Source organism: Actinomadura sp. 6N118, assembly GCF_044326415.1.
Classification (GTDB): domain Bacteria; phylum Actinomycetota; class Actinomycetes; order Streptosporangiales; family Streptosporangiaceae; genus Spirillospora.
This window is the reverse complement of sequence record NZ_JBIRAZ010000001.1, coordinates 805,629-819,196: the sequence shown is the minus strand read 5'-3', so window position 1 is coordinate 819,196 and position 13,568 is coordinate 805,629. Positions and strand designations below refer to the sequence as shown.

The window sequence follows — 13,568 nt, the reverse complement described above, 5'->3', positions numbered from 1 at the left end:
CGGCACTGGATCGTACGGCCCTGATCGCGTGGCGGCTCGTTGTCGGCGTACCGGCGCCGGGCTGCCACGCCCAGATCACCGCGTGGCTCGGCGCTGAGCGGTTCGACCAGCTTGATCGTCTTTGAGAGGGTCAAGGTCATGAGTCTCCGCACCACGCTCCCCGTCACCGCACTGGCCCTCCTTGCGCCCCTCCTCGCCGCTTGCGGCGACCAGGCCGAGTCGGCGGTCCCGCGCAGCGCCGCCTGCAAGCAGCCCAAGCCCGGCACCACCGTCCAGACCGTGGTCTCCGGCGGGCAACGTCGCCAGTACCGGCTCCACGTGCCCGCCGGGCGTCCCCGCGCCCTCCCCCTCGTCCTGGCCTTCCACGGCCGCGGCGAGAGTGCCCAGAGACTCGAGAAGTACTCGGGCATGAACAAGTACCCGGCCCTGGTCGCCTACCCGGACGGCACCCCGACCAAGGGCGGCGCGAAGGGCTGGCAGGGTGCTCCCTACTCCTCGGGCACCGACGACGTCCGCTTCACCCGCGACCTGATCGCCCAGATCAAAGAGACCGCCTGCGTGAACACCCGCCGCGTCTATGCAGTCGGCAAGTCCAACGGCGGCGGCTTCGCCAACCTCCTCGCCTGCCGCCTCTCGTCCCAACTCGCGGCCGTCGCCCCCGTCGTGGGCGCCTACTACGACATCAACGGCAAGTGCCGCCCATCCCGCCCCGTTCCGATCCTCTCCTTCCATGGCACCGCCGACCGCACCACGCCGTACGCAGGCCACAAGACCCGCAAGCTCCCCCACATCACCCGCTGGGCCACCGCCTGGGCAAGCCGCAACGGCTGCGACACGACCCCTCGAACCTTCTACAACAAGCACAACGTGAAGGGCCTCCGCTGGTCCGCCTGCCGCGCCAACGCCACGATCGAGCACTACAAGCTGATCGGCGGCACCCACCACTGGCCGGGTGCCCTGACCCCGTCCGACCCGAACGGCACAAAGGACCCCATCCGCGCGACCCCACTGATCTGGCGCTTCCTGACAAAGCACCACCTCTAGAAAAGCGCTCCGCGCGCGGGGGCGATTGCCCCACCCATCACGAAACCCCCGCGCAGGCACCGGTGATCCTGGACACAAAGTCAAGGCTGGGCGAGGGGGCCCAGGCTGTGCAGGGTGACGGCGACCTCGTGGTGGACGGGGCCGTAGATCGGTTCGAACGTGATCAGGGTGGCGTGGAGCAGCCTCCACCCCTGGCGTTTTCCATTCCGCAAGCCGCTACGTCACGACGCGGAACCGCAGGTGCGTGACCGCGTCGGAGGCGATCACCTGTGTGCGCTCCAACTCGATGTGGCCCAGGTCTTCCAGCAGCCGGGTTCCGGCGCCCAGCACGACCGGCACCAGGTTGATCTGCAACTCGTCCAGCAGCCCCGCGCCCAGGAACTGCCGTCCTGCCTGGGCACCCATCACGATCACGTCCTTGTCGCCGGCTGCGACCTGGGCGGACTTGAGGGCGGTCTCGATGCCGTCGGTGACGAAGGTGAAGGTCGCGCTCTTCATGACGAGTTCGTCGCGAGCCTGGTGGGTGAGCACGAAGGTCGGCACCGGATACGGGGTGTCCTCCCAGTGGGGTAGGCCGACGTCGAACGTGCGCCTGCCGACGACGACCGCGCCCGCAGAGGCGTTCATTGCGGCGACGACCTCCTTGTCGCGCGGGTCGGGCCGGTCGGTGAACATCCACTCGTGCAACCGCATGCCGCCCCTACCCATGGGATGCTCGGCGCCGATATCCGGACCGGCGACGAAGCCGTCCAACGACATGCTCTTGTGCAGCACCACGGTGCCCATCGAGACCTCCTGAACGTCGTTCCTCAGGAGTTGGACCGCCCGGCCTCCCGAAACTCATCGACGCAGAGTGGGAACGGACTCCGCAAGCTCCTCCGCAGAGTCACGCGAGGTCCGGCACAGAGGGACCAGCACCACCAGCAGCATCGCTTGACGGCCGGGAGCCACCACCCGCCAGCGCGAACCGATCCGGAGCCGACGTCTGCGGATGAGATCGACCACGAACGCACGGGCCGCTGGATAGCCCTCCATGTTTGATTCGCACGAGCCCGACGCAAATATGCGCACCGCGTTCCCTGCCCTGTTCCAGACGTCAGATTTCGGGGACGTGTTCTTCGAAGATCCTTAGTACACGTTCGGCGGGCCCGACCGTCCATTCAGGCCGTCACGAGAATGCAAGCCGATCAGAGTGACTCTACGGACCACTGGATACATGTGATGCGTGCGGTCCGGGGCCGTACGTGAGAATGAAACGATGGTTACGGAATGGGCTGACCAGCGCAGCGACACACCATTAGCATGAGGTGGTTCCGCGGCAGCGGACGGTTTGCTTCGGGCGAAGGTGGGGTCGATGTATCCGGTTCCTATGGGCGGCGCCGAACCCGTTCTGCTGCAAATCGGCGACATGGCCCTGACCAGCACGCACGTCATTCTTCCGTACGGGCAGTACCCGCTGAACGGCGCCGTCTGGACCGTTCAGGACTCCACCCAGGTCACCGAGGGCATCCCTGCCGTGGCCATCGTCCTGACCATCGTCTTCGTCTGGTTCTGCCTCCTGGGTCTGCTCTTCCTCTTGATGAAGGAACGCCGCTACCTGGGTTTCGTGGCCGTTTCCGTGACCGGCCCCGGCTTTCACCACACCGCGCAGTTCCCGCCAGGCCCCCAGTCAGGAGCCTGGGCCGCTCACGCAGTGGCCCAAGCCCGAGCTATCACCGCTGCCCTCAGGCCCTAAGACACACCGCCAGCAGAGGGCGGAGCCTCACCGTCGAGACTCAGAGTCAACAAAACTGAAGACCTTCGCATGCTGCGCCAGCCAGGAACTCGCCGCATTTGAGGGTGAAGCCCCGGTTCATGACCGTTCCGATTGCGGATCAGAGATTTGCCGGCTGGTGGCGAGGGCGGCGAGGGCGCGGATGCGGGCATTCTCGTGTGCAGTGTGCCAGAGAAGGCCGAGTTTGATGGGTGGTAGGTCGTCGATCGGGACGAACACCACGTCCGAGCGGGCCACCAGGTGCTGCATCGATGTGACGGTCACGTGCACGGTCTTGCCCCATGCCACCTGGCTGAGCGCCTCGCCCATGGTGTTGACCGGCCGCAGCCGCAAGACCCGCCCTGATGGGGTGCGGCTGGGGACGAACCATGGATCGCCGGACGGGCGCCGCAGTGACGGCATGTCGACCAGGACGTAGTCGGCCAGGTCTTCCAAGCAGACGCCGGTGCGGCCGGCCAACGGGTGCTCGGCGGCCACCATGAGCACCAATGCGTGCTCCGCCAACTGCGGCCCCAGGGTGATCTCGGGCGATTCATAGAGCAGCCAGTTGACCAGGACGTCCACCTCGTCACGGTGCAACGCGTCGTGCGGCGCGGTGATCGGCACTTCGTGCAGGTGCACCTCGATGTCCGGGTGAGCGCGCTCGACGGCGCGTACCAGTGCGTTGAGTTCCCCACCGCCCGTTGTCACGGTGAAACCGATACGCAGCGGCCCGGCGGGAGCGCGCGCGGAGGTACGGGCCTCGTCCATCGCCGACATGAACTGGTCGTGGGCCAGGCGGAGGCCGTCGCGCAGTTGCCTGCCGAGCGGGGTGAGTGCGACTTTGCGGCTGGTGCGTTCGAACAGAGCGCCGCCGACCTCTCGTTCCAGCGCCTGGATCCGCTGGGTGACCCGCGCCGGCGACACCCGCAGACGTTCAGCGGCATGACCGAAGTGCAGTTCCTCGGCGACCGCCAAGAATGTCTCCACACTGGCCAACTCCACGCCCACCGGCCCAGTCTCCCCGGTGCTCCCGGATCGTTCAACAGCGCTGAACGCCGGGTGAGCAAACAGCCATTGATCGCCCCCGCACCACCCGACACCCTCATCGAGAGAGGGAAGGCCCACGCCCCAGACCAACAAGGCACTGGAGAGGGAAGTCAATGGACCTTAATTTTCGCCGCCAAGCTCGTATCGATGCGCAAACAATATGCCACGGCATTCTCGGCGACTTTGACGTGGCCGAACGGTGGTTCAACTGCGCGGCAACCACCGTTCGATCGCAATTGGGCTGGCGGCGATGAGTTCGCAGGTCCGGTTGTCGGAACCGGCCGGCCGCTGGCTACTGCTGGTCACAGCGGTCGGTTCGGGTTTGGTGCTGCTCGAATCCACCGTGGTCAACATCGCATTGCCCGCACTGGGAACGGACCTGAACGCGTCGATGTCCGAACTCCAATGGACAGTGAATGCGTTCACGCTCACCCTGTCCGCACTCATCCTGCTCGGCGGCAGCCTGGGCGACCGTTTCGGACGGCGACGCATTTATCTGATCGGTGTGGTGTGGTTCGGTCTCGCGTCTCTGCTGTGCGGCATCGCGCCGAACGCCGAGGTGTTGATCGTCGCCCGTGCCCTTCAAGGAGTCGGGGGCGCGCTCATCGTCCCGGGTTCGCTCGCTCTGATCCAGGACTCCTTCCACCCTCAGGACCGCAATCGGGCGGTCGGATGGTGGGCGGGGATAAGCGGTGTGGCCGGCGCCGCCGGCCCGCTGCTCGGCGGCGGCCTTGTCGACGCCGCCGGTTGGCGCTGGGTGTTCCTAGTCAACATCCCGCTGGCCACCCTCCTCTGCGTGCTGCTGGTATCCCACGTGGCGGAGAGCCCCCACCTTGAAACGACGCGCCGGTTTGACGTGGCGGGTGCGGTGCTGGCCGCCGTGGCGCTGGCCGGGCTGACCTACGCCCTAATCGGAGGCGGGTGGACGATGGCAGCCGGGCTGACCGGTCTCGTCAGCTTCGTAACGTTCCTCTTCGTCGAACGACGCAGCCCGGCACCGATGCTCCCCCTGCGGCTCTTCACCTCTCGGCAGTTCAGCGCCGCGAATCTGGTGAGCTTCTTCGTGTACGGCGCCCTCGCCGGCATGTTCTTCTTCCTGCCGATCCAGCTCCAAATCACCGCCGGATTCTCGGCGTGGACAGCGGGGCTGGCGATGCTGCCGCTGACCGCTCTCACCCTGTTCCTGTCGCCGTACGGCGGCGAACTCACCACCCGCCTCGGTGCCCGGAGCCCGCTGGTGGCCGGGTCGCTGATCTGCACAATCGCCCTATTGTTGGCAACCCGAATCGGAGCCGAAGCTTCCTATCTAACCCACGTACTCCCCGTGGTAGCCCTCACCGGGATCGGCATACCGCTGATCACCCCCGCGGTCACCACCGCGGTGCTCGGAGCCGTCGACGACCGCAGCACCGGGATCGCCAGCGCAGTGAACAACGGTGCCGCCAGAGCGGCCGGTTTGGTCGTCGTGGCGGCACTCCCCCTGCTGGTAGGGCTCCCGAACGGCACCGAGATGAATCCAGCGGACCTAAACCACGGATACGACCTCAGCATGGCGATCTGCGCCGGTCTCTTCCTGACCGGCGGACTGGTCGCCTGGATCGGCCTACCCGGACTCGGACGCGGCGACGGCCCCGCGAAACCCGTCCGCTTGCTCAGCCGCCGCCACGCCTCAGCCACCTGCCCGCAGCTCGAACCACACCGCCCATAACGAAGATCGCCGCTGCGTCCCTAGCCTTGCTCCAGCTGAACCTCACCATCCGAAAGATCACACCGGCCTGATCCATTATCGAAAAGGCTCCCTCGCCTGCTGCCAACGGTCTGTCAGCCGTTAGGTGTGCTGCCCGGCTTAAGGTCCACGTGCTCCAGCTCGGTGATGATGCGGTCGGCGCGGCGGTGCAGCCGTTGGGCCTCGCGTGGCTCGATGTGGGCCAGGAGCTGGAGCGCCATCACGCGGAAGCGAAGCAGGCCGGCGTCGCCGGCCTGCTCGGCGGCGGCACGGGCGTGGTGGATCGCGCGCTCGCGCTCGCCGAGCTTCCAGTGGCAGTACGCGAGCCCGTGATCGCGCCGGAACAGCGCAAAGGCAGCTGGGCTGTGGACGTTGATGGATCGATACAGCCGCGCCGCTGCCAGCAGGCGCGGCTGCGGTCCGGCGTGGATCAGGTGATACGCGCGCTGATCGGCCCAGCGCGCGTGATAACAGTCCCGCTCGCCGCCGGCGGGCAGCTGCGCGATCTGCGTCTGCGCCCGCGCGAGTGCCTCGTCGGCGTGGACCCCCTGCCCTGCGTCCATCTCCAGCCGTGCCTCAAGCAGTGCGGACTCGACCTGCGCCGCCACGACCACATGCATCGTGTCGGCGGCATGCATCAACCGCAGCCGGGCGTCTTGGGGGTTGCGTCGGCGCAGCGCGACCGAGGCCAGGCCGAGGTGGATCCAGCATGCGGCGGACGACTCGGCGATCGGCGGCCGGTCCCACAGCCACAGCTGTGCCTCGCGTAGCGACAGCGGCAAGTCCGCGAAGCGGCCGTGGTACTGCCCCATCCAGCGCGCGGTGTCTTCGAGCGGCTGCGGCACGCCGAAGTAGCGCAGCAGCCAGCGCCCGTACTGCCCGCCGGACGCGTTGCCCCGGCTCTTGAGGCGGCGCAGCCCGCGTTCGACCGTTCCCGGATCAACCGGCAGCCCCACCCAAGGCCCAGCGCGCCGCATGAGCGTGTGGGTCAGCGCGGTCCACCCGCCATGCTCACCGGTCAGGTGTTCGAGGTAGTGCTGCCAGGTGCAACCCATCGGGGTGTCGCTCACTGCCATGTCCGCAATCGTGTCCTACCGTCCTCCCGGTCCCGATCCCTACCGTGCGCTGCATGACGACATTCACTGCCGTGACCTACAACGTTCTCGCCCAGTCCTTCGCCCGCCCCGATCGCTATCCCCTCTGCCCTCCCGAGGCCCTCAACCCATTCCGCCGCCACGCCCTGCTGCTCACCCGCCTTGAGGAACTCGACGCCGACCTGCTGTGCCTGCAGGAGCTAGAGCCCGCGATCTACGACCGCCTGCGCGCTCGCCTGGAAACCACCCATGATGCGGCCTACGTGCAGCGCAGCCAACGCCCCGACGGCCTGGCCGTCTTCGCCCGCCGTGCCCTCTTCGGCGGGCTCGAACACCATGAACTGCACTTCCAGGCGCAGCGTCGCGGTGACGACGACTTGGCGCTGATCGTCCGACTCACCCTCGATGGCCGGCCGCTCCATGTCGCGTGCACCCACCTGGCGTGGCAACCCGAGTCGACGCCCCGCGCCGAGCACGTCGGCCACCATCAGATGCTCGAACTCCTAGCACACCGCGACGCCACGGCCCCGGACGACACCTGGATCTTCGCCGGCGACTTCAACGCCATATCGCAGAGCATCGTAGTCGCGGCCGCGTTGGAGCAGGGAATGGACGAGAGCTGCCGCAGCCAGCGGCCGTGGGACACCTGTGCCATCAACGGCCGACCACGCAAGCTCGACTACCTGCTGTTCTCCACAGGACGTCTTGAGCCGCGCCCCGGAATCCTGCCCAAGCTCTTCCGCGACACCGCACTGCCATCCCTAACCGAGCCCTCAGACCACCTGCCCCTACGGGTCGGCTTCTCCCCAACCCCGTAACCACCTAGCCCCATCAGCGCAGCCGCCGTCGGTCTCGTCTCCTCCCGGCCTCCCCAGCAACCGCGATCCGCTGATTCACATCGTGGGGCCGCACCGAGCACAGCCGTCCATACCTATCCGGCAACGGCTCAACGTTCACCCCCCGCCACCCCAGCCGGTCAACGAGATTCTTGGTCAACGACCCCCGAACCGGCTCCCCCGCCCCCACATCAACAAAGAACCCACCAGCCCTCCCCCGAACGCCCGCATGAGCACGACGTCCTCGGCGTTCCCCCCCGTAAGCGATCAGCCGATACCCACCAAGCTCTTCCCTCACCACACCATCCAAGCTACGACAGCCCGCCACCGAGGCTCGCCACTCGCGACTTGACCGCCAACGTGACCCGAAATGTCGGTGATCGTCGATAGTCTTTCGCCGTAACCGAGATGCGGAACGCCGGACTTCCACCGATCTTTTGATCACGGACATGTCCCCAATACCGCACGAGATCTTCGTGCTGCCTGGGGGTAGGTCCCGTGACGGTCTTCCGTCGCACCGCGGAAGCTCTGCTGTCTCCGCTAGAACGGCAACTCAGCTCGATCCTTGCCGAACATCTGAAGATGGCCGCCAACCTCAACGTGTCGGACTCCGAGAAGCGGGCCTGGGATCGAAGCCTCCCCGTCCTCGCCCACGACCTCGTCGAGGCCGGGCTCGGTCAGATCGAGATGCTGATCGAGTACCAGCTGCCCCTCACCAGCAAACGCGCCGACGTTGTCCTCGCCGGAGTAGACCGCCGCACCGGCGGTGACGCATACGTAGTGGTCGAGCTCAAACAATGGAGCCACGCCGAAGTCTGGGAAGACGATGAGCGCCGCGTCCTCGTCCAGAACATGACGGGCAAGCCCAAGCTGCACCCGTCCCTCCAGGCCAAGGGCTACAGCGACTACATCCTTGATTTCCTCACAGTCCTAGCCGACCACCCGGACGCGCTCCACGCTGTCGCCTACCTCCACAACGCGGCACGCAATGACGTCATCGACCTCTACGACGTTGTCGAGGACAACCGCAAACGTCTCTTCACCCAAACCACCCGCGGCGCGTTCGTCGACTACCTCCGCGACCGGTTCGCCCCCGCACCCGGCGCCACAGCCGCGGACCGCCTCCTCTCCAGCGAAGTAAAGCCCTCCAAGCAGCTCCTCAAGCTCGCCGCCGAAGAGATCCGGAACCGCGAGCAGTTCACTCTCCTGGCCGAACAGCGCCTCGCGTACGAAATGGTCCTGCATGCCGTCGACAAAGCTCAGCACGAAGACCTGAAGACCGTCGTCGTCATCACCGGCGGCCCAGGCAGCGGCAAGAGCGTCATCGCCCTCTCCCTCTTGGGCGAGCTCTCCCGCCAGGGCTACTCAGCGCTCCACGCCACCGGCTCCAAGTCGTTCACCCAGACCATGCGGCGCTACGTGGCCAAGGGCTCCAGCAAGACCAAAGCCATGTTCAAGTACTTCAACAACTTCATGGAGGCCAAGAAGAACGGCCTGGACGTCCTGATCTGCGACGAGGCCCACCGCATCCGTGAGGTCTCTGCCAACCGCTACACCGCCGCCCGCCTCCGCACCGGCCGCCCCCAGGTCGACGAACTGATCGACGCCGCCCGCGTCCCCGTCTTCCTTCTCGACGAGCACCAAGTCGTACGCCCCGGCGAAATGGGCACCCTCGCCCAGATCCAAGCCCAAGCCGAATCCAAGGGCCTCACCGTCCAGCACGTCTCCCTCGACGAGCAATTCCGCTGCGGCGGCAGCCGCAAATACGAAGAGTGGGTCCTGGCCCTCCTAGGCCTAGACGGCGACGTGCCCACCCCCTGGGAAGGCGACGACCACTTCGACGTAACCATCGCCGACTCCCCGTACGACCTGGAAGCCCAGCTCAAGACCCAGCAGTCCCATGGCTACTCCGCCCGCATGACCGCTGGCTTCTGCTGGCCCTGGAGCGACCCCCAGAAGAACCACCTAGGCCAGCCCACCACCCTGATCTCGGACGTCGTAATCGGCGAGTGGTCCCGTCCCTGGAACGTCAAAGGCGACCGCTCCATAGGCGACGCTCCACCCAGCGACCTCTGGGCCACCCACGAAGGCGGCTTCGACCAGGTCGGCTGTGTCTACACCGCCCAAGGCTTCGAGTACGACTGGAACGGCGTAATCCTGGGCCCCGACCTCGTCTACCGCGAAGGCCGCCTGATCACCGTCCGCGCAGCCAGCAAAGACCCCGCCCTCCGCCCCAAGACAGTCACAGACGCCCAGGCCGATCGCCTAATCCGCAACACCTACAAGGTCCTCCTGACGCGAGGCATGGCCGGCACCATCCTCTACTCCACCGACCCCGAAACCCAGACCTACCTCGCCGCGCTCCTCGGCCGCTGCAGCTTGTGAACGGCGAATCCTGAAACCCGTCCCACCGCCTGCCCCATTGCGCCAATGAGCCCGCCAGCGTCCATGTTTGCTGGAAGGTGGGGCCGGTGTTCTCGTGCTGTTTGTGGGTCCGCCGCGGCGCGGGTGCGGGTGGCTGCGCAGCTCGGCGGGAAGGATCGGGGGGGCCTCGTCCGTGCGATCGGTCATTGCATCCTTGCGAGATCGCCGATGATCTCGGACACGGCGATCGGGTCCGGGTCTCCGGTCCCGTTCAGCCGGATGGCGTCGAGTCGCTGCTCGGGCACCTCTTCCGGATCGTGCGGCGCCAGGCCGGGATGCAGCTCGACCAGCGCGCGGCCGGTGCCGGGCAGCGGGCGCGAGAGCAGGCGCGGGCTTTCGCGGAGCCATCCGCGCCAGGACAGCCCGAAGAGCCACACTGACCGGACCGTGGTGCCCTCGAAGCGGATGAGGCGGCCGGCCTCCCGCTCCTCGTCGGTGAGTGCATGGGTGGGCCGGCCGATCTGGGGGAACGGCTGGGTCAGCTCGTAGTCCTCGAACACTTCCCGCCAGAGCTTGACCTCGTCACCGAGGTCGAGCGGGTGCGCGATGCCGATCTCCGCGCCGTCCGCGAGGGTGAGCGCGTCGTCGTTCACGTCGGCGAACGAGCGGTCCTCAGCGATCCTGAACGCGCGGCCGTCGGCCAGCCAGACCAGGCGGCGCGCCACGTTCCAGATCAGGGGGTGGGAGACGAAGTGGTGGTGGAATTCGGCGGCCGTCCAGCGGCGCCGGGTGGCCATGGCCCTCTCGAGCCGCCGGATCTGCTCGGTCGCCGCGCTCCGCGCCTCCTTCTTGACCGCGGTGAAGCGCTGGTGGGCGGCCGGGGCGAGCTCTTGGTCGTCCTTCGCGGACGGTTTCGGGAGGGTCTTGAGGTACTGGCCGTCCTCGTCGAGGACGAAGGGGGCGAGGGTGTGGTCGAACCCGACGGTGAAGCGGCGCGGGCCGTAGTCGAGGGTCATCGTGCCGTCGGCGTCCAGGCCGAAGTCCGGGACCAGCCGGTCGGCGAGGCGCTCGGCGTCCAGGCCCAGCCCGTCCGCGATCTCCTGGATCTTGTCCTGGGCGCGGCGCTTGAGGCTCTTGGACGGGGCGTTCCGCGAGATGCCGTGCAGGTGCATCAGGGCGACCTCGGTGCCGATCGCGCCGAGTGCGTCCAGCCCGACGGTGGCCTTGTGGATACCGCCCGCGGTGGGCCAGGTCCTGATCAGCGGGGTGAGCCGCCGCACCGTCTCGTCGCCGCCGAGCCAGCCGAGCTGCGCCAGCGCCCAGCGGTCCGCGACCGGTGAACCGTGCAGCTCCCAACGCTCGAAGAGCGCCCAGGAGAACTCCTCCAGAGAGCGCGGATCGCACATCTCCCGGACCGCTTCGACACCCGCGTACACCTCGCCCTGCTTCGACATCGCCAGCATCGTCACCACGTGACCGGCCGCCTCCGCCGGGAGGGTCCGCTCCCCGCCGCGCAGGAGGAGCTGCGGCAGCGCGCCCACCGCGGCCCACTCCCGCGGGACGGGGATCTTCGCGGGCAGCTTTTCCAGCGGGTCGGCATTCAGCAGCGCCTCGATCGCGTCGCCCACCTCGTCACCGGCGGCCCGGGCCTCCGCGACGACCGGCCCGATGCCGGTGTCGGACGCGATGACGTGCAGCGCCGCCTCGGCGTTCCGGCGGTCCTTCCCTGCCTTGCCCAGCGCGGGCGCGAACAGGTAGCGGGCGGCCGCCACACCGTGCCGGCCGAGCCAGGCGACGGCAGGGCGGCGGCCCGCCTTCTTCGCCAGCAGGGCGGCCGCCTCCGCCGCGACGTCGGCGCCGAGGCAGGGGCCGAGGAGCTTGCCGCACGCCGCGGGGTTCGCCCAGGCGGCGGCCAGCGCCAACGGGATCGCGTCGGCGCCGTACCGGCCCAGCACGGACCGCACCCACGGCACGTCCGCCTCGGACCAGTAGTGGTATTCCGGTTCCTCCCAGCCGGCGAGCAGAGGACGGACGACCTCCTCGGGGGCCTGCGGGAAGAGATCGTCCCAGTCCCGGCCCGTGGTCCGGTACTCCTTCACCTTGAGGTCCCAGTCGGTGTCGGGGCCGAGGCGCCAGTACTCGTTTCGGACGGTCGGCGATGCGGCCCAGGCCTCGCGTTCGCCGTCGAGCCAGGCCAGCTCACGCCCCTCCGGCGGCGTCAGGCCGGTGATGACGACGGGCTTGGCCTTCTTGTGCTTCCGGGTCCAAGGCGGATCGGCCAGCAGCGGCGGGAGCTCGTCCGGGGCCGCGTCCGGAACACGCGGGTCGGCGGCGATGACCTCTTCGACGGCGGCGCGGTCCGCGTTGGGAAGGTTCGGAAGCAGCGCGGCGGTCATCTCCGGATGCGCCCGGACGTGCTCGGCGAGCAGGTCGCTCTTCTCGGCGGCCAGCAGCCGCAGGGCCCTGGCCGGGAACCGCGTCATCGCCTTCGCCAGGACAGTCGGGACCTCGGGGTGGGCCCTGCGGTCAAGCAGCGCCTGGAGGGCCGCGTCGTACGGCATCAGGCCGATCACTTCGACCAGCCGCCTCTCCTTGTCGTAGACGCGGTCACGGTCGAGGGCGTCGAGGAAGAGCGGCAGTGCGTCCTCACCGGCGGCGTCGGCGAGCGTGACGAACAGGCCCGTCGAGCAGTTCTCCCTGTTGAACACGTCCTCCTGGGCCAGTTGCCCCGGCGTGCTGAACGTGTGGCACAGCAGCGTCCAGGTGATCCCCCGGGTGTTGTCGGTGCCGCACTCGTCCAGCCAGTCGAGGCGGGTCGGCACGAGGTACGAGACGAGCACCCTCTGGGCCGGGTTCGTGCGATGCTCCGCCAGCCGGTCGACCGCATCCTGAAACTCCTCGTCGGGGGCGGCGGCGAGGAGGATCCGCATGCGCTGGGCCGTTTCCAGGTCCCAGTGGACCGCGCCGTAGTGGCCGAGCCTCAGCTTCCAGTCCGGCCTGGCCGCCTCTACCTTGAAGGCGAGGGTGCCCGCCTCGACCAGCGCGCACGCGGCGAACGCCACCCCATGCGCGTGCACCCAGCCGTCCACGTCGATGTTCCCGGCCACCGGCCGCCAGTTCCTCAGGTCGATGCCGCGGCGCAGGTGCGGCGCGACCTTGAGCAACAGCATGAGCGCCGCGGCCGCCCGCGGGTCGGGCTCGCCGTCCAGGTGCCGCCGGACGCGGTCGCGCCAGCCCGGATCCGCCAGCCGGTCCACCAGGCCGGGGTCCTTCGCCAGCTCCTCGGTGATCTTCTCCGGGATCCACGTCGGGGCTGCGGGCAGTGCCTGGATGCGGGTGCCGGGATGGCCGCCGCGGCGGGGGTGGAGCTGACGGAGCAGGCCGGGCGGAAGCAGCAGAACGTCCTCGTCCGCCGAGGTTCGACGATCGGTCATGGGCCCTCACCGTAGTGACACACCCCGACAAAGGATCATGAATCCCGATAATCGTCGTCCGCAAGGATCTCCAGGTCGGCGGGGATCTTCAAGCCGGTCGTATCGCTGCATCGACGACCACGTCGATCGCTATCTCATCGACGCCAGGCTCCCCAAGGCGGGGACTCGATGCCCCGCGACGTGACCCGATATGCGCCCTGGTCCGGCGGCGTCGGCCGTCAGGCTCGCATAGCCGACGAAGCGCCCGGTATTGGTTATGACCTGGGC

General features: G+C 68.1%; 11 protein-coding genes. 6 read left to right on the top strand and 5 right to left on the bottom strand.

The features are described from left to right. Window positions 1-138 precede the first annotated feature (138 nt). Window positions 139-1,044, top strand: a complete 906-nt coding sequence (locus ACH34W_RS03550) for an alpha/beta hydrolase family esterase (RefSeq protein ID WP_395959207.1) — start codon at window positions 139-141, stop codon at window positions 1,042-1,044. An 80-nt stretch (window positions 1,045-1,124) separates the two neighbouring features. On the opposite strand, the gene ACH34W_RS03545 is transcribed toward ACH34W_RS03550, so the two are convergent. Then, window positions 1,125-1,256 (bottom strand): hypothetical protein, encoded by a 132-nt coding sequence (locus tag ACH34W_RS03545; RefSeq protein ID WP_395959206.1) that lies wholly within the window; start codon window positions 1,254-1,256, stop codon window positions 1,125-1,127. A 4-nt stretch (window positions 1,257-1,260) separates the two neighbouring features. Continuing rightward, a complete protein-coding gene (locus tag ACH34W_RS03540) occupies window positions 1,261-1,830 on the bottom strand; it encodes a dihydrofolate reductase family protein (RefSeq protein ID WP_395959205.1) in 570 nt (189 codons plus the stop codon). Window positions 1,831-2,398: 568 nt separating this feature from the next. Between ACH34W_RS03540 and ACH34W_RS03535 the strand changes: the two genes are divergently transcribed. Continuing rightward, window positions 2,399-2,779: a hypothetical protein gene (locus ACH34W_RS03535; protein WP_395959204.1), complete on the top strand. Its 381-nt coding sequence runs from the start codon at window positions 2,399-2,401 to the stop codon at window positions 2,777-2,779. A 117-nt stretch (window positions 2,780-2,896) separates the two neighbouring features. Here the strand turns inward: ACH34W_RS03535 and ACH34W_RS03530 are convergent, their stop codons facing one another. Further along, window positions 2,897-3,787, bottom strand: a complete 891-nt coding sequence (locus ACH34W_RS03530) for a LysR substrate-binding domain-containing protein (RefSeq protein WP_395959203.1) — start codon at window positions 3,785-3,787, stop codon at window positions 2,897-2,899. Between the two features lie 310 nt (window positions 3,788-4,097). On the opposite strand from ACH34W_RS03530, the gene ACH34W_RS03525 reads away from it, so the two are divergent. After that, the gene (locus ACH34W_RS03525) at window positions 4,098-5,555 is read left to right on the top strand and encodes an MFS transporter (RefSeq protein ID WP_395959202.1); all 1,458 of its coding nucleotides are present in this window, start codon (window positions 4,098-4,100) and stop codon (window positions 5,553-5,555) included. Between the two features lie 113 nt (window positions 5,556-5,668). Here ACH34W_RS03525 and ACH34W_RS03520 read toward each other — a convergent pair whose 3' ends face one another. Next, entirely contained in the window at window positions 5,669-6,649 is a 981-nt protein-coding gene (locus ACH34W_RS03520; RefSeq protein WP_395959201.1) for a hypothetical protein, read from the bottom strand. Window positions 6,650-6,702: 53 nt separating this feature from the next. Between ACH34W_RS03520 and ACH34W_RS03515 the strand changes: the two genes are divergently transcribed. After that, window positions 6,703-7,485 (top strand): endonuclease/exonuclease/phosphatase family protein, encoded by a 783-nt coding sequence (locus tag ACH34W_RS03515; protein ID WP_395959200.1) that lies wholly within the window; start codon window positions 6,703-6,705, stop codon window positions 7,483-7,485. A 516-nt stretch (window positions 7,486-8,001) separates the two neighbouring features. Beyond that, a complete protein-coding gene (locus tag ACH34W_RS03510) occupies window positions 8,002-9,888 on the top strand; it encodes a DNA/RNA helicase domain-containing protein (RefSeq protein WP_395959199.1) in 1,887 nt (628 codons plus the stop codon). A 182-nt stretch (window positions 9,889-10,070) separates the two neighbouring features. Here ACH34W_RS03510 and ACH34W_RS03505 read toward each other — a convergent pair whose 3' ends face one another. Further along, window positions 10,071-13,301 carry a DUF4132 domain-containing protein gene (locus ACH34W_RS03505; RefSeq protein ID WP_395959198.1) on the bottom strand — a complete coding sequence of 1,077 codons (3,231 nt, stop codon included), beginning with the start codon at window positions 13,299-13,301 and terminating at the stop codon, window positions 10,071-10,073. On the opposite strand from ACH34W_RS03505, the gene ACH34W_RS03500 reads away from it, so the two are divergent. Then, window positions 13,300-13,485: an alpha/beta hydrolase gene (locus tag ACH34W_RS03500; RefSeq protein WP_395959197.1), complete on the top strand. Its 186-nt coding sequence runs from the start codon at window positions 13,300-13,302 to the stop codon at window positions 13,483-13,485. The two genes, ACH34W_RS03505 and ACH34W_RS03500, sit on opposite strands and share 2 nt — an antisense overlap. Window positions 13,486-13,568 lie beyond the last annotated feature (83 nt).